This window comes from Pontibacter sp. LHS1 (genome assembly GCF_058932855.1).
On record NZ_JBZYWF010000008.1, the window covers coordinates 1 to 20,311 of the forward strand.

Annotated in this window: 15 protein-coding genes; 14 read left to right on the top strand and 1 reads right to left on the bottom strand. The window is 49.6% G+C overall.

All coding sequences use genetic code 11. The features are described 5' to 3' along the window. From AC5FXQ_RS15445 to AC5FXQ_RS15495, 11 genes are all read left to right on the top strand, one after another. Positions 1-312, top strand: a 312-nt coding sequence (locus tag AC5FXQ_RS15445) for a hypothetical protein (RefSeq protein WP_493603320.1), incomplete at its 5' end; no start/stop codon positions are given. 69 nt (positions 313-381) lie between these two features. Next, positions 382-2,391: a BatA domain-containing protein gene (locus AC5FXQ_RS15450; protein WP_493603321.1), complete on the top strand. Its 2,010-nt coding sequence runs from the start codon at positions 382-384 to the stop codon at positions 2,389-2,391. A gap of 1 nt (position 2,392) precedes the next feature. Then, positions 2,393-3,664, top strand: a complete 1,272-nt coding sequence (locus AC5FXQ_RS15455) for a dihydroorotase (RefSeq protein WP_493603322.1) — start codon at positions 2,393-2,395, stop codon at positions 3,662-3,664. A 59-nt stretch (positions 3,665-3,723) separates the two neighbouring features. Further along, positions 3,724-4,233: a DUF4199 domain-containing protein gene (locus AC5FXQ_RS15460; RefSeq protein WP_493603323.1), complete on the top strand. Its 510-nt coding sequence runs from the start codon at positions 3,724-3,726 to the stop codon at positions 4,231-4,233. Positions 4,234-4,263: 30 nt separating this feature from the next. Further along, complete coding sequence (locus AC5FXQ_RS15465) at positions 4,264-4,782, top strand: DUF4199 domain-containing protein (RefSeq protein ID WP_493603324.1); 519 nt, start codon at positions 4,264-4,266, stop codon at positions 4,780-4,782. Positions 4,783-4,787: 5 nt separating this feature from the next. Continuing rightward, positions 4,788-5,762 carry a glycosyltransferase family 2 protein gene (locus tag AC5FXQ_RS15470; protein WP_493603325.1) on the top strand — a complete coding sequence of 325 codons (975 nt, stop codon included), beginning with the start codon at positions 4,788-4,790 and terminating at the stop codon, positions 5,760-5,762. 56 nt (positions 5,763-5,818) lie between these two features. Beyond that, the gene (locus AC5FXQ_RS15475; RefSeq protein ID WP_493603326.1) at positions 5,819-6,907 is read left to right on the top strand and encodes a glycosyltransferase; all 1,089 of its coding nucleotides are present in this window, start codon (positions 5,819-5,821) and stop codon (positions 6,905-6,907) included. Between the two features lie 384 nt (positions 6,908-7,291). Beyond that, positions 7,292-8,026, top strand: coding sequence for a hypothetical protein (locus tag AC5FXQ_RS15480; protein ID WP_493603327.1), 735 nt, complete (start codon positions 7,292-7,294; stop codon positions 8,024-8,026). Positions 8,027-8,079: 53 nt separating this feature from the next. Continuing rightward, positions 8,080-10,863, top strand: a complete 2,784-nt coding sequence (locus AC5FXQ_RS15485) for a TonB-dependent receptor (RefSeq protein ID WP_493603328.1) — start codon at positions 8,080-8,082, stop codon at positions 10,861-10,863. Between the two features lie 5 nt (positions 10,864-10,868). Continuing rightward, positions 10,869-12,017, top strand: a complete 1,149-nt coding sequence (locus AC5FXQ_RS15490; protein WP_493603329.1) for a DUF4249 domain-containing protein — start codon at positions 10,869-10,871, stop codon at positions 12,015-12,017. 81 nt (positions 12,018-12,098) lie between these two features. Beyond that, entirely contained in the window at positions 12,099-14,486 is a 2,388-nt protein-coding gene (locus AC5FXQ_RS15495; RefSeq protein ID WP_493603330.1) for a hypothetical protein, read from the top strand. A 75-nt stretch (positions 14,487-14,561) separates the two neighbouring features. On the opposite strand, the gene purB is transcribed toward AC5FXQ_RS15495, so the two are convergent. After that, on the bottom strand, positions 14,562-15,914 hold the full coding sequence (gene purB / locus AC5FXQ_RS15500) for an adenylosuccinate lyase (RefSeq protein WP_493603331.1): 1,353 nt from the start codon (positions 15,912-15,914) through the stop codon (positions 14,562-14,564). A 378-nt stretch (positions 15,915-16,292) separates the two neighbouring features. Between purB and AC5FXQ_RS15505 the strand changes: the two genes are divergently transcribed. From AC5FXQ_RS15505 to AC5FXQ_RS15515, 3 genes are all read left to right on the top strand, one after another. Continuing rightward, the gene (locus AC5FXQ_RS15505; protein WP_493603332.1) at positions 16,293-18,266 is read left to right on the top strand and encodes a transglycosylase domain-containing protein; all 1,974 of its coding nucleotides are present in this window, start codon (positions 16,293-16,295) and stop codon (positions 18,264-18,266) included. 158 nt (positions 18,267-18,424) lie between these two features. After that, the gene (locus AC5FXQ_RS15510) at positions 18,425-19,450 is read left to right on the top strand and encodes a bile acid:sodium symporter family protein (protein ID WP_493603456.1); all 1,026 of its coding nucleotides are present in this window, start codon (positions 18,425-18,427) and stop codon (positions 19,448-19,450) included. 128 nt (positions 19,451-19,578) lie between these two features. After that, complete coding sequence (locus tag AC5FXQ_RS15515; protein ID WP_493603333.1) at positions 19,579-20,310, top strand: GLPGLI family protein; 732 nt, start codon at positions 19,579-19,581, stop codon at positions 20,308-20,310. Position 20,311: the final 1 nt, after the last annotated feature.

The following is a 20,311-nucleotide window of genomic DNA, read 5'->3' on the forward strand; positions in this document are numbered from 1 at the left end:
TCTGCGTTTACAGGCTTCGACAACCGCTCAAGGGGCTTGGGAGAACTGGCAGCAGAGCCGGCAGAGGGACGGCAGTACCGCCCAGGGGAAGGCGCGGCAAGGGGCTATAAGTTTATTCTAAAACATAACCAACTAAGCTGCCTCTGGGACTTTTATGCTGTGGTTAAAGCCTACGATTATGTATTGAATGAGCCTTGCACTACGAATTCTTCTTTTGGTTTCCTGTGCATTCTTATTCATGAAGAGCAGGAAGATTTAAAGTATAGACAAAGGAAGTCTCCTATTATTTATCCTTTGATAGTATCAGATTAAGTTAGAAAGCGTATGGTAATGTTCAGCTGGAGCGTTGTATATTAAAAACATCCTCTCTAACTTGTTGACATGGCATTTCTCTATCCTTCCTTCTTATGGGCTCTTGCAGCGATCGCTATTCCGATCGTATTACACCTCATACAGTTACGTCGGGCGAAGCGGGTAGAATTCAGCAATGTTAAGTTCATTCAGGTTTCCAAAGATCTTACTGCTAGTCAGCGTAACCTGAAGGAACTACTTATTTTAGCTGCCCGCATTCTGTTCATTATTTTCTTGGTGTTGGCATTTGCACAGCCCTTTCTACCTGCTTCAGAATCTGTTCGCCCTATCGACTCTTCTCAGGTAACGATTGCGCTAGATAATTCATTGAGTATGCAGAACCTTCATGCAGACGATGATCTGACACTACTGACGGTAGCTGCAGATCAGGCAAAAAGGGTGTTAGATATTTTCCCCTCTACAACAGCTATCAGTATCAATACTAATTCAAATTATAACAGGACGGCTACTGTTGGTACTAATGATGCTTTGAATGAGCTTGATCAGTTATCACATTCTACCAGGCCTTTTGTGAGTCAACAGGTGATGAGCGCTAATCAGGTAGCTGCTGAGCATGTGTTTTTGTTCTCAGATTTTCAGAAGTCATACTTTGAGCCTTCCTTACTGGGCGGAGTTGACAGTAACCGAGTTTATCATCTTGTACCCTTGAAAGCTGCAGGCACTTCCAACGTATTTGTAGATTCAGTATACCTGGCTGATGAATTTGTTCGCCCTGGTACTGAGGGTACTCTATATGTTCGGCTGTACAATGCTGGGGACAATGCTATACCTGATTGTCCTGTCAAGTTAGTGATTGACAATATGCAACTCGCAGCTTTAAGCATCGATCTGCCACCAAAGCAGATCACTGAAACAGCGATTAATTTCACAATCAGGGGCGAGGGAAGTAAGCGTGCGTGGGTAGAAGTCGAGGACTATCCGGTTGAGTTTGATAACCTTTACTACTTTGTGCTCCAGCCTTCCGGCCGCCTGTCGATCACAGAGATCAACGGAAATGAAGCAAGCCCTCTGCAGCGGCTATATCGGAACGAACCATTATTCCAAACCCAGCGCTTCTCTCCTAATAATATCGATTATGCACGTCTCAATAGTTCTGACATTATCATACTGCAAGGTATAGATGAAATTCCATCAGCGCTTGTATCTACACTCGATACTTACGTTAAGTCCGGCGGGACACTAGTTATAGTCCCTCCATCAACTGAACGTAGCAGCACTTACACTGCATTAATGCAATCGCTTTCTATACCTGCTAGTTTAAATGCAGGGAGCAGCACAAAGACAGCACTTGCTATTCCAGACCGTGATAATCCTTTTTTTAAAACCATATTTGCGGACTACGACCCCAAAATGCAGATGCCCGTTTCTGTCAGGAAATTGGTATGGTCACGTTCCTCTGAGGATATTCTGAAATATAGAGGTGGTGCGCCCTATTTGTCACGTTTCGACAGAGGACAGGGGAAGGTATACCTGATGGCAGCGCCTTTGCAGCCTGAACAGAATGAACTGGTTAATCATGCGCTTTTTGTTCCGGTGATGTACCGTTTGGCGATCAGCAGCTATAAGCAGGAGCAGCAGATCGCCTATCGCCTGCAGAATATGGCGATCACGGTACCTATTCAAAAGCAGGCAGGAGGGGAGAGCATTTTTAAGTTGGTGAAAGACAGTACTGTCTTTATACCGGAGCAGCAGGTCAGAGGGGGTCGCCTTGTATTCAATGTGCCACCTGATCTTGATGAAGCTGGCTTTTATGAACTGCAACATCAGAGAGAGGTAGTGGGTAGCTTCGCTTTCAACTTTGATAAACAGGAGTCATTGCTGGATCAGTATAGCCCTGCAGAACTGCGGAGTTTCCTGCCTAATGGACAGCAGCATGTGCATGTTTATGATTACAGCGATACCTTCTCGGTGAAGAGCGAATTCGAAAAACGATTTTTTGGCGTCACCCTTTGGAAATATTGCCTATTATTGTGTCTGATTTTCTTGATGGCAGAAATAGCTCTAATCAGATTCCTCTAACATGAAACTTCTTCTCAAAGCAGTCCGCATCTACGATCCCTCTTCAGCCTTTCATCTTCAGCGTCAGAACATACTTATCGTTAACGGCCTGATCACCTCAATAGGAGGAAACGATCAGCAGGCAGACCAGATTATTGAGTTGGAGGGGCTTTGTGTGTCTCCGGGCTGGGTTGACTTGTACGCACAGGTTGGTGAGCCGGGGCTGGAGCACAAGGAAGACATAGAATCACTGGGTGAGGCTGCTGCGGCTGGTGGTTTTACCGATGTGCTGTGCATGCCCAACGTGCAGCCTGTCGTGCAAACCAAAGGTGCTATCAATTTTATAAAGGCCAAGTCGGCAGGCCTTCCTGTTAATTTATTGCCGACTGGTGCTGTGACAGTTGATACACAGGGAAAAGAGCTGACGGAGATGATCGACCTGCAGCGTGCGGGGGCCGTAGCTTTTAGTGATGGTGCAAAACCACTTCAGGGAGCCGAAGTGATCGTGAAAGCACTGCAATACCTGCAGCCTTTTGATGGCGTGCTGATGAACCGACCGGAGCATACCCGTCTGACGGAGTACGGGCAGGTGCATGAAGGCATCGTGAGCACACAGCTAGGTATGAAAGGTATACCTGCCCTGGCTGAAGAGGTAATGGTGACCCGCGACCTGCAACTGCTGGAATACACCGGAGGGCGACTGCATTTCTCGCTTATTTCTACCGCCGCTGCTGTTGAGGCAATACGTGCCGCTAAAGCCAGAGGACTGCAGGTAAGCTGCGATGTGGCTAGCTACCAGGTTGCTTATACCGACCATACCATGACGCCCTTCGATACCAATTACAAAGTGTCTCCTCCTTTCAGAAGTGAAGCCGATAAAGAAGCGATTCTGCAGGGGCTTGCCGATGGCACCATTGATGCCATTGTATCCGGGCACCAGCCACAGGACACCGAAAGTAAGAAGCTGGAATTTGACCTGGCGGATTTTGGAATCATCAACCTCGAAACAGCCTTTGCTGTGGCCAATATGACGATGTGCAATACACTTCCGCTGGAGTTATTGATCCATAAGTTCACTACCGCTCCACGTCAGATTCTGCAAATGCCCACATGCGGTATAGCCGAAGGCCAACCTGCCTGCCTCACGCTTTTCAATCCTGACTTAAAATGGACTCCGACGGCAGCAGGCACCAGATCTAAATCAAAGAACTCTCCCTTCCTGGGGCGTGAGCTTACAGGCAAGGTTATTGGGTTGGTCAACAAAGGGCAGGTAGTACTTAATCATTCTTTTTAATATCTTTATAGCTATATTTTTGTCAGCGGTAATGCTGACGCTGAATAAGCACATAATAAATGCTGAATCAAACGATTGTAAGGGTGGGAGTACGCTATGGCGTGCTGTGCGGATTGGCTTCTTTTATCATCATACTGGCCTTGCACCTGATGGGGTACAACGCACTGGGAGATGCAGGGCGTTGGAGTTATCTGCCTTTGCCGATATTCATCTTTATGGGCCTGCGCTATTTTAAGCAGTTTCACGATGCTGAGGTTGGTTTCTGGAAAGGCGTGCGCGTGAGCCTGTCGGTTACATTCTATACTGCGTTGAGCGCTGCCATGCTGCTGTACCTGATGCTATATCTGGCAGGGCCTGAGATTATTCAGCAACATGTAGTAGAGCTGAGAGCACTGCTTGACCAGAGCCGGGAGGCACAGATCAAATTATTAGGCGAATCAAACTTTGAGCAAGCTTACCAGGAACTCGACAACTTGTCGCCGAGTATGCTGGCCACACATGATTTTTTGGGGAGGATGTTAGTAGGGGCGATGTTTTCTGTTGTGGCAGCTGTATTTTTCAGAAAGTAAATCATCTTCACATAAACCTCTACTCTAATCATGACTGAAACTCAACCCTCCGTATCTTCTGTAGCGCTCAAGTATGGCTTCATTGGCGCACTGGTATCTATTGTATTCACAGCAGTTCTGCTAATAACCGGCGTTAATGTAAGCGGCTGGGTAGGCTCCTTAGGCTACCTTATCCTTATTGCCTTTATGGTCATTGCCATGAAGGAGTACAAAAAGCAAAATTACGGCTACATGTCTTATGGCCAGGGCTTAGGTATAGGTACACTGGTATCACTGGCCTTCGGTGTATTAGGTGGTGTGTTTATGTTCATCTATACCTCATTTGTTGATACCGAATATACCTCCAATATGATGGATAAGCAGCGTATTGAGCTGGAAGAAAGAGGTATGAGCGATGAGCAGATTGAGCAGGCTATTTCCATGGGAGAATCTTTCTCTAGCCCGGTGATGATGATTGTGTGGTCTATCGTAGGCTACCTGTTCATTGGTTTCCTGATTTCGCTTATCGTAGCAGCCGTGATGAAGAACAAGCGTCCGGAGTTTGAATAAAAAGCATGCAATACCCTTATGATATATCAGTAGTGGTTCCTCTTTTGAACGAAGAGGAATCGCTGCCTGAACTGGTCCGCTGGATCAAGCGTGTGATGCACGCACATAGTTTTACTTATGAAATCATCCTGGTGGACGACGGCAGCACCGACCGCTCCTGGGATGTTATCACAGATCTCAGTGCCGAAGACAATACTGTCAAAGGCATCAGTTTTAACCGCAATTACGGCAAGTCTGCCGCTCTGAACGAGGGTTTTAAGCGCTGTAGCGGCGAAGTGGTCATCACCATGGACGCCGACTTGCAGGACAGCCCGGAGGAAATCCCGGCCCTATACGACATGATCAAACACCAGCGCTTTGATCTGGTGTCGGGCTGGAAGCAGAAGCGATTTGATCCGGTTAGCAAAACCATTCCGACCAAGCTGTTTAACGCAGCTACCCGCGGCCTTTCCGGCATAAAGCTACACGATTTCAACTGCGGACTCAAAGCTTATCGTCAGTTGCTTGTGAAGAGCATTGAGGTACATGGCGAAATGCACCGTTACATACCTGTAATCGCCAAATGGCACGGCTTCACGCGTATTGGCGAAAAGGTGGTGCAGCACCAGGAACGCAAGTATGGCACGACCAAGTTCGGGCTCGAACGTTTCGTATACGGCTTTCTGGACCTGCTCTCCATTACGTTTGTGAGTCGTTTCAAAAAGCGCCCGATGCACTTTTTTGGTACGTTCGGCACCCTGTCTTTTTTTGTGGGCTTAAGCATTACGCTGTGGCTGATCATTCAGAAAGTATTTAGCTTGTATCCAGATGGTCGCGTACGTGACGTGGTAGATCAGCCCCTGTTCTATCTTTCGCTGGTGGCGGTGATTTTAGGGGTTCAGCTTTTCCTGGCTGGTTTCCTGGCCGAGATGATCTCTATGACTTCCAGTAAAAAGAATGAGTACCTGATCCGTGACCGGGCAGGTTTGATAAAGAAATAATGGCAGGGAGGCGCATTGTAATCGTGGGGCCTGCGCACCCTTTGCGGGGTGGGGGCATGTCTACATTCAACGAGCGCCTGGCCATGGCATTTCAAGAGGCTGGCGACGAAGTGGAGGTTGTTTCGTTCAGCCTGCAGTATCCTTCCTTTCTGTTTCCGGGCAAAAGCCAGTTTACTAACGAACCTGCTCCGAAGAACATCACCATTAAAGCGCTGATCAACTCCGTCAATCCTATCAGTTGGGTGCGTACAGGGAATTACATCAGTAGCCAGAGGCCGGATTTGGTTATTTTCAGGTATTGGCTGCCTTTTATGGGCCCGGCTCTGGGTACCATTGCCCGCCTGGTTAAGCGCAACAGGTATAGCCGTATTCTGGCTATTACTGACAATGTGGTTCCGCACGAGAAGCGACCAGGCGATATTCCATTTACAAAATACTTTTTAAGCGCCTGTCAGGGCTTCCTGACCATGTCGCGGGCTGTGCAGCAAGACTTGCAGCGCTTTGAGCCTAACAAACCCAACGTATACCTACCGCATCCCCTTTACGACAATTTTGGCCCTGCCGAAACTAAAGCAGAGGCCTGTGCCACACTCGGGCTTGATCCAGACTTCAAGTACCTGCTATTCTTTGGCTTCATTAGGGCTTACAAAGGGCTCGACTTGCTGCTTGAAGCCATGGCTATACCTGCACTGCAGGCTATACCTGATCTGAAACTGCTGATCGCCGGAGAGTTTTATGAAGATGCCAAACCCTACCGCGATCTGATTGAAAAACACGGACTGCAGGACCGGCTGGTGCTGCGGACAGACTTTATCCCGAATGCCGAAGTCCGCCATTACTTCTGCGCTGCCGATCTGGTGGTGCAGCCTTATAAGCATGCTACCCAAAGCGGCGTAACACAGGTTGCTTACCATTTTGATAAGCCGATGGTGGTGACAAATGTAGGTGGCCTGTCAGAGTTGGTGCCCCATGGAGAGGTGGGCTATGTAGTAGCGCCACAACCAGAAGAGATCGCAGCTGCTATTCTTGATTTTTATACCTCAGGCAGAGCGCAGGTATACGCGCAGCAGATCAAAACCTATAAGTTGCGCTTCAATTGGAGTCAGTTCGTGAAAGCAGTGTATGAGTTGGCAGATAAGGTATAGCTTTATTGCCTGTGCTGTATCAATAAAAAATATGCTAACCTGAGGACTACATATCTTTGGTTTTGGCTAAATGAAATTAATGCAAATTAGTTAATTGCCTGTGTCAAAGCCTGTAATACTATACCTACTCTGAGGCAGAATGATTTAGGCCAACTTAACGAACATGTGCTAAGAATCATTGAACCGTCTTCGACTAAGGACTTTTGGTGTTTCAAAATAAGACTGAGTTGGGTAAGGTTTAAGTTATATTTCAGGGTGATGGTTTTGCTCAACTGTGTTATGATATACTGTAATATTTTTTGAAATAATTTATTGATAAGCTTGTCATAACATTAAACATACTTTATAATTAATGTTAATTTAAGTTATAAAGTAACCTTTGATATGCGCAAAAGCCTTGCTTACCTAGTCCTCATCTTTTTAATGCCCTTTCTGCCCTTTGCTGCCATTGCCCAGGCTGACAGCAGCTTTGTAGACAATGCAGTTTCGAATGCGCTGCAGCAGTACCGCATTGCAGTTGGTGTGCACGCCCACTTATACAATGGCCCGGAGTATCATGTGTCTGTCAAGACCTACGTAGAAGGGCACCAGTTCTATCTGGACAAGATTTACCAGAACGGAACTGTGAAGTATGATGGTGCCTGGTTTGAGGATGTGCCGATGCTGTACGACCTGGTCCAGGATGAGCTCCTGATTGTCAACCATGGAAGCGGGCAGCCTCAACGGCTTGTAAAAAGCCGGGTGGAAGCCTTTAAACTGCACGGGCATACCTTTGTGAAGTTGCAGCCGGACACCACGACCAGTTCTGTAATTCGCCCAGGTTTTTATGATCTGCTTTACAGCGGAGAGGTGCAGGTGTTGATGAAGCGCGAAAAGACCCTGTTTGAGCGGGCTAGCACAAACGGTATGGAGGGTGAATACAGGGATGCCAGTAAATTCTACCTGGTGAAGGATGGCGTATACCATTCGGTCAGTAATAAACGCTCTGTAATGCGTGTGCTGCAAGACCAGAAAAAGCCGCTGAATAAGTATGCCAGCGCCAATAAACTTCGCTTCCGTAAAGAGCGGGAATATGCTATTGTGAAAACTGCGGAGCACTACGATTCGCTCAAACGATAAAGTGGCGTATTCCCGAGCTATCTAAAAATCTGTTTAAGCTTTCACCCTTTCTTATGACCCATTTCTACAGAGCACTTTTGCTGGTATTGTTGTGCTGTATTACCACGACGGTGCCGGTGCATGCCCAACAGCGGAATGAGTCTCCGCTCATCAGCGGATCATTCCGCAACATGACGTTTCAGGACTTTGTACAGCGGCTGGAGACCCGGTTACCCTACAAGTTTTACTACGAGCAGGCAGTGGCTGATAGCCTGGTGGTAAACCTGGAGGTGGAGGGTGAACCGCTTAATCTGGTGCTCGCTCAAATTCTGAAAGACACGGATTACAAATTTGCCATCACGGAACAGCGGCAGGTTTTCATCACGCGGCAAAATCCGATCATGACGAGCCTGCCTTCCAATTTCTTCAAGGACGAAGAAGAGGCAAAACGGAGCACCCAACTGGCCACGCCAGCCTACCTGCCGCAGCAGCAGGATAACAAGAAGAGTATACAGTCAGAAATCAAGCTATATGAGATAGGCACGCCTAATGGAAGCAAGACAGGTAAAGCAAACCTGGCCGGAACTCTGCGCGATGCCAACACAGGCGAGCCGATCATTGGTGCCCATATCTATATTGAATCTCCGTCCATTGGCACCGCATCCGATCAGTATGGCTACTACTCGCTTTCGCTCCCGGTGGGCCGTCATGAGCTGAACATACGCGCAGTAGGGTTAAAGAACACCAAGCGTCAGGTCATACTGCACAGTGATGGCAAGCTGAATATTGAAGTAGAAGAAGATATCCGTTCTCTGAAAGAAGTACTGGTGGAAGCCGAAAAAGACCGCAATGTTACGGGCCTGCAGATGGGTATGGAACGCCTTGATATCCGAACAATCAAGCAAGTCCCGACGGCTTTTGGTGAAACAGATATCCTGCGGGTGGTGCTGACGTTGCCCGGCGTGAAATCAGTGGGCGAGGGTGCTACGGGTATGAATGTACGCGGTGGTTCCACCGATCAGAACCTGATCCTGCTCAACGATGCTACGATTTATAACCCATCCCACCTGTTTGGTTTCTTCTCTGCCTTCAACCCGGACGTGATCAAGTCGGTGGAACTATACAAAAGTGCCGTACCAGCCCGCTATGGTGGACGTCTGTCCTCGGTACTGGAGGTGACCTCCAGAGAGGGTAACAAGAAGCAGTTTAGCGGAACAGGTGGTATCGGTCTGTTGACAAGCCGCCTGATACTGGAGGGACCGATCATTAAAGATAAAACCTCGATCCTGGTAGGAGGGCGCTCTACCTACTCTGACTGGCTGCTCAAGAAGATACCGAATAAGTCGTTCAGTAACAGCGAGGCTTCGTTCTATGACGTCAATACGCACATCAGCCACGAGATCAACGAGAAGAACAGCCTATACCTGACCGGGTACATGAGCAAGGACCGCTTCAAACTGGCAGCCGACACATTGTACCGTTTCCAGAACCAGAACGCCAGCCTCAAGTGGAAGCACAACTTCCATAACAAGCTTTACAGTGTTGTGACGGGAACATACAGCCACTACGGCTACGATATTTCAAACGAGCAGAATGCCGCTAACGCTGCTATAATGGATTTTGGCATCAGCCAGACAGGTATGCAGGTAGACTTCAACTACTTCCCTGACTCCAGGCATACCCTCGACTTTGGTGCGAGTGCCATTCGCTACGAGGTGAACCCGGGTAGCCTGGTGCCAAACCATGGAGAGTCGCTGATCAAAGCAGACAAGTTGCAGCAGGAGAAGGCTATTGAAAGTGCGCTATACCTGTCTGACCGCTATGACATCAACCAGCGTCTTTCTGTATCGGCTGGTTTGCGCTACTCATTCTTCACGGCCCTCGGGGAGAGAGACGTGCTGCAGTATGCGCCAGGTATGCCAAAGACGCTGAACACGATCGTCGACACGGTTTCTTATGGCAGTGGAAAATCGATCGCGACCTACCACGGACCTGAGTTCAGGCTTTCGGCCCGCTATGTGCTGTCAGACAACTCGTCGGTGAAAGTAAGCTTCAACAGACTGCGCCAGTACGTGCACATGCTTTCTAACACGGCGACCATGGCCCCAACCGATACCTGGAAGCTGAGCGACAGCAACATCAAGCCGCAGGTAGGCGATCAGGTGGCGATTGGCTACTACCGCAACCTGCGCGCCAATACCATCGAGTTTTCAGCGGAGGCTTACTACAAGTGGATGCAGGACTTCCTGGATTACAGAAGCGGCGCCAGCATCATCATGAATCACCACATCGAAACGGATGTAGCCAATGCCGAGGGCAAGGCTTATGGTGTGGAACTGATGCTCAAGAAAGCGACAGGTAAACTCAACGGCTGGGTAAGCTATACCTATTCCCGCACCATGGTTCGCCTGGATGATCCGGCTGTGTCAGAAGTGATCAACAGAGGAGAGTGGTATGCGAGTAACTTTGACAAGCCGCATGACCTGACCATGATCAGCAACTACCGCTTCAGTCAGCGTTTCAGCACGTCGCTTAACTTTACCTACAGCACAGGCCGCCCTATTACGCTGCCGCTGGGAAAATACTACGATGGAGCTTCACACCGCATCCTATACTCAGACCGCAACCAGTACCGTGTTCCTGACTACTACCGCGTAGACCTGGCTCTGAACATAGAGGGCAACCACAAAATTGCGAAGCTGGCGCACAGCTCCTGGACCGTGGCCGTGTATAACCTGACAGGTCGCAAGAACCCTTACTCCGTTTATTTCAAATCACAGAAAGGACAGATCAGAGGGTACAAAATGTCCATCTTTGGGCATCCAATTCCTACTATCACCTATAATTTTAAGTTTTAATTGCCATGAAGATCCGGAACTGGAAAAACCCAATTGTCTGGCTTGTGATGCTCCTGGTGAGCGGTTGCGTAGAACCATATTTTCCTGAAGTACTGGAGTCGCCTAGCAGCTTTCTGGTGGTCAATGGCTTCCTGAACGCAAACGGGCGCACCAGCATACAACTGTTGCGAAGCCAAAACCTCAATGATACAGAAGCTCCACCTGCAGAGGAAAGCGCCACTGTTGTGGTAGAGTCAGAGAGCGGCGAGCGCTACGGCCTGCATGAAACTGGTTATGGTACTTACATGCACCCTAACCTGCAGTTGAGTACCGAGAAGAAATACAGACTATACATCCGTACGAAGAACGGAAAAGAATATGCTTCGGATTATGTGGAGGTGAAAGCCACACCAGCCATCGATAATGTGTATTGGAAAGCGGTAGATGGTGAGGTGAAGGTATACGTGAACACGTACGATGCCAACAATAACACACATTACTACAAGTGGGAGTACGATCAGACCTGGCAATTTAGAGCCGCATTCTTCTCTGCACTCAAGTATGAGAACGGGCAGGTACGACAGCGGACACCAAGCGATGAGCCTATTTATGTTTGCTGGAAATCAGATAACTCAACTACGATCGAAGTAAGTTCGTCGGTAAAGTTAAATGAAGATAGAATTAGCGACTACATGTTGCTTTCTATACCTTATAACTCTGAGAAAGTTAGTATGAAGAACAGTATACTAGTAAAGCAGTATGCGCTGACCCGGGAGGCGTTTGAGTACCTGGAGTTACTTAAGAAGAATACCGAGAGCATCGGTACGCTCTTCGATCCGCTGCCGTCTCAGCTTACCAGCAACATCCGCAGTTTGTCAGATCCTGACGAGACAGTAATTGGCTATATGTCGGCCACTACTATGGAAACCAAGCGGATCTTTATAGACAGCCGTGACCTCCCACGCGATTGGCGCCTCTACTATCCAACTTGTGAGTTTGGTTCAGTGATGATCGCTTCAGGCATGGTGCAGGAGCGATTTGAGGAGGGCTATCTGGTGCCTATCGATGAGATTTATGATGAGGCTGCAGAACCGATTGGCTATACCTATGCCACGCGCCCCTGTGTAGACTGCACCCTGCAGGGCACTAATGTTAAACCTGCCTTTTGGGAATAGATGCCACACCATAATAAAATGCCCGAGACAATGAACAACCCCCAGCCTAAACACCGCTATTCTGGCAAAAAGCGATATGGTTTGAGCACTTTTCTTTGCTTCGCCTTAGGTATAGCAGGTATAGGAAATGTAAGCGCCCAGTCTGGCCAGGCTAACGAGGCCGTCAGCAGTCTGCATAAGCATCGGCAGGCATCGCTGCAAGAGAAGCTATACCTGCACATCGACAGACCCGTGTATGCTTGTGGCGATGAAATATGGTTTAAGGTATACAATGTAGACGGAAGCCTGCACCGCCCCCTAGATATGAGCAAGGTGACGTATGTGGAGTTGCTGGATGCGGACCAGAAGCCTGCCCTGCAAGCCAAGATAGCCATGAAGGATGGGGCTGGCAGTGGCTATTTGCAACTGCCCACCACGCTGAAATCTGGCAACTACACAGTGCGGGCCTATACCAGCTGGATGAAAAACTTCGATCCTGAGTTCTACTTTCAGCAGCAGGTAACGATTATCAACACCTTTGAGCAGCTGCCGAAGCAGAAGGTGCCAAAAGCAAAGGGCTATACCTTGCAGTTATTCCCGGAAGGCGGGAGCTTGCTGGCAGGTGTGGCGAGCCAGGTTGCCTTTAAAGTAACAGAAAGTCAGAGCGGCAAAGGAACTGCGCTGGTTGGCCAGGTTTACGACCAGGACGGAAATGAAGTAGCAACGTTTACGCCACACAAGTTTGGCATGGGCCGTTTCACGTTTACGCCTGAGCAGGGCAAGCGCTACACTGCCAAACTCCAGCTGCCTGATGGAAGTACGCTGGAACAGGCCTTGCCGCAGGTACACGAGCGTGGCTATACCTTACAACTGGCAGACACCACTGCTAACTATGTGCACATTGCGGTGCATTCGGTAGGCAAACCAGATGAACATGTATACCTGTTGGGCCACACCCGTCAGCAGGTGGTCAGCTCAGAAAGGTCGTTGCTGCAAAACGGCAAGTTTGTGTTCAGGATAAATAAAGCTGATCTGGCAGATGGCATTACGCACTTCACTGTATTCAACACAGCTGGTCAGCCGGTAAGTGAGCGCCTGTACTTCAAGAACCCTTCAAAAGAACTAGCCTTGCAGGTTGCTGCGTCACAGTCGCAATACAGTCTGCGCGATAAGGTCAGCCTGGAGCTGCAGGCTTCTTCGCAGGCCCCGGCAAATTTGTCGATGGCGGTGTACAAGCTGGACTCGCTGCAAATGCAGCCGCAGGCGCACATTGCCAGCTACATCTGGCTGGAGTCAGATCTGAAAGGATCCATCGAGAACCCTGGCTATTACTTCTCCAAAGAGGGGCAGGCAGACCGGTTGGGTGTAGATAACCTGATGCTAACCCATGGCTGGAGCCGCTTTACATGGAATGAAATACTGGAGAAAGAACCGGCTAAGCATTCCTTTTTGCCTGAAAACCATGGCCATCTGCTCTTTGGGAAAGTAACGCATATGAGCTCGGGACAGGCTGCTCCGGGCATTATGACTTACCTGGCGTCACCGGGCAACCCGATTCGCTTTTATAACGCCAGTAGCAACGCCGATGGCAGGCTGATGTTTGAGCTGAAGGACTTCTATGGCAATAAGGATGTCGTGCTGCAAACTGATTTCACAAAGGACAGTACCTATCACTTTGAGTTGTTCAGTCCTTTCTCTTCACGCTATACCTCCAGGACGTCATCTGCGCTTCAGCTTGCTGAGTCAAGAGAAGGGGACATCAGAGCGCGCCACATGCAGGTGCAGGTCGAGCATGCCTACCATGGGGCTTATCGCAATAGATTCCACACGCCAGGTATAGACAGCACCGCTTTTTATGGCCAGCCATCGGAGCGTTACCTGCTCGATGACTACAAGCGCTTTAAAGTGATGGAGGAAGTGATGCGGGAGTATGTGCAGGGAGTACAGGTGCGCATCAGGGGCCGTAGTTTCCACTTCATGGTTCTGAACCGCCCTTACAAGTCTATTTTCCGCCAAAACCCGATGGTGCTTCTGGATGGTGTACCGGTATTCAGCATTGACAAGATCATGGCTTTTGATCCGCTGAAGGTCAAGCAGCTGGATGTGATTGCCAGCCGTTTCTTCCACGGTCCGCTGGCTTACGAGGGCTTGGTGAGTTACCAAACTTATACGGGTGATCTGGCCGGCTTTGACCTGGATCCGCGTGCCCTGATGCAGGCATACGAGGGACTACAGCAGAAGCGTGAGTTCTATGCACCGGCCTACGACACACCCGAGCAGAAGCGCAGCCGACTGGCCGACTTCAGAAATCTCCTGCACTGGTCTCCCGAGATCAGGCTGCAGCCTGGAAAAGGAGAGCAGGTGAGTTTCTATACCTCCGATCAGCCGGGTACTTACCTGGTGGTGGTGCAGGGTCTGACAGCTGCAGGAGAGACCGGCTACGAACTGCTGCAGATCAGGGTGAACGGCCCGGTTGCGCAAGGGCAGTAATCAAATAGCACAGGTATAGAAAAAGCCCCTGCCAGTACAAACCGGCAGGGGCTTTTTTGTGTCAGAGGCTATACCTTACAGCAGTTGCACGCCGGTATAGGTATAAGGACTTATCTTTTTCAGTTCAGCCTTAATGGTATCACTCACCTGCAGGGTGTCGATGAAGTTGGCGATGGTCTGCTCAGTGATCTTCTCGTTTTTGCGGGTCAGGTCTTTCAGCGCTTCATATGGCTGCGGATAGCCTTCGCGGCGCAGCACGGTCTGTATACCTTCTGCTACAACAGCCCAGTTCTCTTCCAGGTGATGGCGCAGGGCAGCTTCGTTCAGCTCCAGTTTTCCTATACCACGCTCCAGCGATTTCAGGGCGATCAGAGCATGGGCCAGCGGAACTCCGACATTGCGTAGTACAGTAGAGTCTGTGAGGTCGCGCTGCAGGCGGGAGATCGGCAACTTGGCTGACAGATGCTCCAGCACAGCGTTGGCTATACCTAAGTTGCCCTCTGCGTTTTCGAAATCGATCGGGTTAACCTTGTGCGGCATGGCCGAAGAGCCTACTTCGCCGGCTTTGATCTTCTGCTTGAAATAGCCCATCGACACATACTGCCATACATCGCGCGAAAAGTCGATCAGGATGGTGTTGAGGCGCTTGATGCCGTCGAAGTAAGCGGCCAGGTTGTCGTAGTGCTCGATCTGGGTGGTGTACTGGCTGCGGCGCAGGCCCAGGGCTTCCTGCACAAAGCGGTTGCCGAATTCAGGCCAGTTCACATCCGGGTAGGCCACATGGTGGGCATTGAAGTTGCCGGTCGCGCCACCAAACTTAGCTGAGAAAGGCACCTGGCGCACCTGCTCCAGCTGGGCTTCAAGCCGCTCAGCAAACACCATGATCTCTTTGCCCAGTCGGGTAGGAGAGGCAGGTTGTCCATGGGTATGGGCCAGCATCGGGATGTCTTTCCAGGATTGCGCCAGTTCTACCAGTGTCTGGTGCAGCTGCTGGTACAGTGGTATAAGCACCTTTTCATCTGCTTCGCGCAGGGAGAGCGGTATAGCCGTATTGTTCACGTCCTGCGAGGTCAGGCCAAAGTGAATGAACTCCTTGTACTGGCTGAGGCCGAGGGTGTCAAATTTCTCTTTTATAAAATACTCTACCGCCTTCACATCATGGTTGGTGGTCTTTTCCGTTTCCTTGATGCGCAGGGCATCGGCCTCTGAGAACTGCTCGTAAATGGCCCGCAGTTCAGCAAATTGGTAGGAAGGCACGCCTTCCAGCTGTGGCAGTGGCAGTTCGCATAGGGCTATGAAATACTCTACCTCTACCAGCACGCGGTAGCGGATTAGTCCGAACTCAGAAAAATAAGCAGCTAGCTCTGAAGTATTGCGGCGGTAGCGGCCATCCACCGGTGATATGGCCGTGAGTGATGTCAGATTCATGGAAATGAGAATGTTTCGTCTGTCAAAGATAAGCAGTAATGCCAATGCACGCCAAATAAGCAGAAGCCTATTTAGCAGGTATAGGTGGCCTGGGGTCGATTGTACTGCTATGGTATATAAAAAAGAACGGAACGGTGAATTTGCCTGTTAGTTTGGTGTAAATAACTGTTAATGAAACAATTGGTATCTTTCTTGCAGTTGAAGCAGCCAGTTAGTGCCGGAAGTTATATCCAAATCCGACTTGGGTCGTATGCGGGGTAGATAACATATACCATACGGTATTACGTATGCGTGAGGAAGTGTTATATTATATCAGTACTATATTTTGATACTAAATCTTATTAGCGTAATTCGCATCTTGATATTTTGAACCAGCGATTGAAAAAAAGAATTTTAATAGGAGCAGGCTCTTTTTTGGGCTTCTTCCTGATTATACTGATTGCCCTTTTGGTGTTTAGGGGTAGGCTGTTGAGCTATACCGTAAACCGTGTGGTAGAGAAAGTGGAGAACCGTTATCCCGTTGATTTTAACATCGGTAAAGCAGAGTTCAACGGCCTTACCTCTGTCATACTCAGTGATATAACCTTAGTGCCGCATGGGCAGCCCCAGCTTTTCAGAACCGACAGCGTGCACGCTACCGTTGGTTTTCGCTCTCTTTTTAAGGGACGCATTGTGCTGCGCAGCCTTGATGTAGCCAACGGTTATCTTACTGCCGTGAAGGACGGGGACCGCAACAACTTCGCTTTTCTGTTTAAGAAAGACGATGCACAGCCTGTTGACACTACTGCCAAGACTGACCGCAACTATGGCGAACTGCTCAACCGTGTGCTCGAAACAGCTTTTGATAACGTTCCCGACCAGGTGGACTTCAGCAACCTGAACGTGTCCTATACCTCTCCGAATCGGGTCATCGACGTGAAAATGCCTTTTCTTACCATAGAGGACGGCAACATCGCTTCTCACATGTCAATCCGTACCGACTCTCTTATCAACAACCTGATAGTGAAAGGCACAATTGATCCGCGTGACTATAACATCATGGCCAGTCTGTACACCGCTGATACGTCCGGCATCAGACTGCCTTATGTAAAAGAGAAATTTAACGGTGTTGTGGCTTTTGATACGCTGCACCTGGGCCTCAATGAGAAGCGCTACCGCCGTGATAGGCTTACTGTAAAAGGCCGGGCGATGGTGAATAACCTGATGCTCAACCACGAGAAACTGGCAGATGAGAATATTTACCTAAGGGAGGGAGCCGTTGACTATGTGGTGAGCTTGGGGCAGAACCTCTTTGAAGTGGATAGCCTGACGGAAGTGCGCGTGAACAAGGCTCGCGCCAATGTATACGCCTCTTACAACAACGCCGACTCGAAGATCATCGCTCTGAAAGTGCGCACCGAGGCTCTCCCTGCTAATGATTTCTTCGAATCTTTGCCTAATGGCCTTTTCGAAACGCTGGAAGGTATACAGGCCGAGGGGAAGCTGCAGTACAAAATGAACTTTCACGTCAACCTGGACAGTGTAGAGCGTGTCGTGTTTGATTCAGATCTGGATGCGTCGGAGGATTTTAGGGTAGTGAAGTGGGGCAAAGCCAACCTGGACAAGCTGAAAGGTCCGTTTATGCACACCATGTACGAGTACGGAAAACCGATCCGTACCTTCATGGTGGGGCCGTCCAACCCTTTCTACGCACCGATTGGGCAGATTTCGCCCTACCTGCGCAATGCTGTACTCACAGCCGAAGATGCTGGTTTCTACAGCCACAAAGGCTTTCATGAAGAGGCTTTCCGGCAGGCAATTGCGACCAATATCAAGAACAGGGAATTCGTGCGGGGTGGTAGTACCATCTCGATGCAGCTGGTGAAGAACGTGTTCCTGACGCGCAAGAAAACGGTGTCCCGCAAGGTGGAAGAAGCCATCATTGTGTGGTTGATCGAAAACCTGGAGATCGTGTCGAAGAACAGGATGTTTGAGATATACCTGAACATCATCGAATGGGGGCCGGACGTATACGGTGCCAAGGACGCTTCGAGATTCTACTTCGGTAAGCAGCCTTCGGAGCTTAACCTGGCGGAGTCGATCTTCCTGACCAGCATCATTCCAAGTCCAAAGCGCTACAGGTCTTCCTTTGACAGCTACGGTAACCTCCGCAGTTGGAAGTCGGGATACTATCGACTCATCGGGGGCATAATGGCCAGGCGTGGGCTTATATCGCAGGAAGAGTACGAAAACCTGCAGCCTAATGTGCGGCTCTATGGCCGTGCACGCGATCTAATCGTGACGGCACCCGACGCAGACTACGAAGATACCACCGAGTTTGAACTGGAAACCATTGATATGCTGGGCTTTTAAGTCCTGATTATACCTAAAACAACGGCCGGCGCTTGTAATTGCGCCGGCCGTTGTTTTGTTTTGGAGCCAGCTATACCTGATTTTTACTTTCATCTGAACATACCATACCTGTGAGCATACCCCAGACTCCCCTGCCTGACGATCCTAATCCCAAAGCGATGAAGCCAAAGTTTGGTGTGCGCAGTGTGCAGGAGCTGTTGGTGCGGGCCGGTTTTGACTGGTTTCTGCTGGCACTGATTGGCATGATCGTGCTGGCCTGGCTTTGGCCGGAAGGGGGTATAGACAGGGAGCCTGTCTCCCTAAGTGATGTCGCTGGTATAGGTGTTTCTGTCATCTTCTTTTTTTACGGACTGCGTCTGAGTCCCGAGAAGCTTCGGGCTGGCTTAGGCAGTTGGCGCTTGCATCTGGTGGTGCAGGCTTCCACCTTTTTGCTTTTTCCGCTGCTGATCATCCCCTTGCACGGCTTTTTTGAAGGCACTTCGTACGAGCTGCTCTGGCTGGGTACCTTTTATCTGGCGGCGCTGCCTTCCACGGTGTCCTCATCGGTGGTCATGGTTTCAATAGCGGGAGGCAACATACCGGCCGCTATTTTCAATGCCAGCATTTCGAGTCTGGTGGGCGTATTTATCACCCCGCTTTGGATGGGGCTATACCTGACGGCCGGTTCCGGCGACTTCGATATGGGGCAGGTGATGGGCAAACTGGTGCTACAGGTGCTGGTACCTGTTGCGCTGGGTGTGGTGCTGCACCGTTATTGGGGCGGCTTTGCGGAGCGCAACCGCAAACAGCTTCGTCTCTCGGATCAGGTGATCATTCTGCTGATCGTCTATACCTCTTTCTGCGAGTCCTTCGCCCGTGACATGTTCAGTGGCTACAGCCTTGGTAACCTGCTGCTGCTCGGGTTAGCTATGATCGGCCTGTTCTTTCTGGTGTATGGCATTGTACATATGATCAGTCGCCTGATGGGCTTCAGCCCTGCTGACCGCATCACAGCTATCTTCTGTGGCTCCAAAAAGTCGCTGGTGCACGGCACGGTGATGGCGAAAGTACTGTTCCCGGATGCCGACATGGTAGGCCTGATGCTCTTGCCGATCATGATCTACCACGCTCTGCAGCTATTGGCCTCCAGCGTGATTGCCCAATCTATCGCCCGCCGTGCCGGGTTCGATATAAGTGGCGAATAATTCACTGATCCAGTCTCAATTCCTTTCTGTTTCTCTGCAAACTTTAACATTTGATTAACCTTTCATTAACAGACCTTAACACTAAGCTGCTTCATATTGCTGTACTTTTAGCATAAAAAAGAAAGCATATGAAAGAGTTTGTCTCAGGTTTGTTAACTATGGCGCTGGTGATACTGGCGCAGTTTGTATACGCCCAGGAGGGTGTGATTACTTACGAAAACACCATGAACATGCACCGCAGGCTCGGCCCTGAGCAGGAGGCTATGAAAAGCATGATACCAGAGTACCGCACCACCAAGCAGCAACTCTTTTATAATGCCCAGGAGTCGCTTTACAAGGCACTGGAAGAAGACGAGGACCAGTTCACGGCAAGTGGCGGTGGCATGCGCATTAACATGCGGGTACCGCTCAACGAAAGCTATTACGATCAGGCCACGACACAGAAAGTGTTACTGACCGAGTTCATGGGCAAAAAGTACATCATTGAAGATTCGATTCGCATCAGCCCATGGAAATTTGGAACAGAGACTAAAGAAATTCAGGGCTATACCTGCAAGCAGGCTTACTATGAAGATGAAGCCAAGAAGCTAGCAGTTGTGGCCTGGTATACGGACAAGCTCAGACCCGCACTTGGTCCTGAGTCTTATAACACTCTACCGGGCGCGGTGCTGGCTGTCGATATCAACAATGGGGAGCGTGTGATTAAGGCAATCAAAGTAGAACAGCGTCCACTTAAAAAAGGAGAGATGTCGCGCCCGAGCAAAGGCCAGAAAGTTAGCCAGCAGGAGTACCAGGCGATGGTAGACGAGCAGATGGAGCGCATGCGCCAGAACGGTGGCCGTAACGTAATCATCCGCTAGA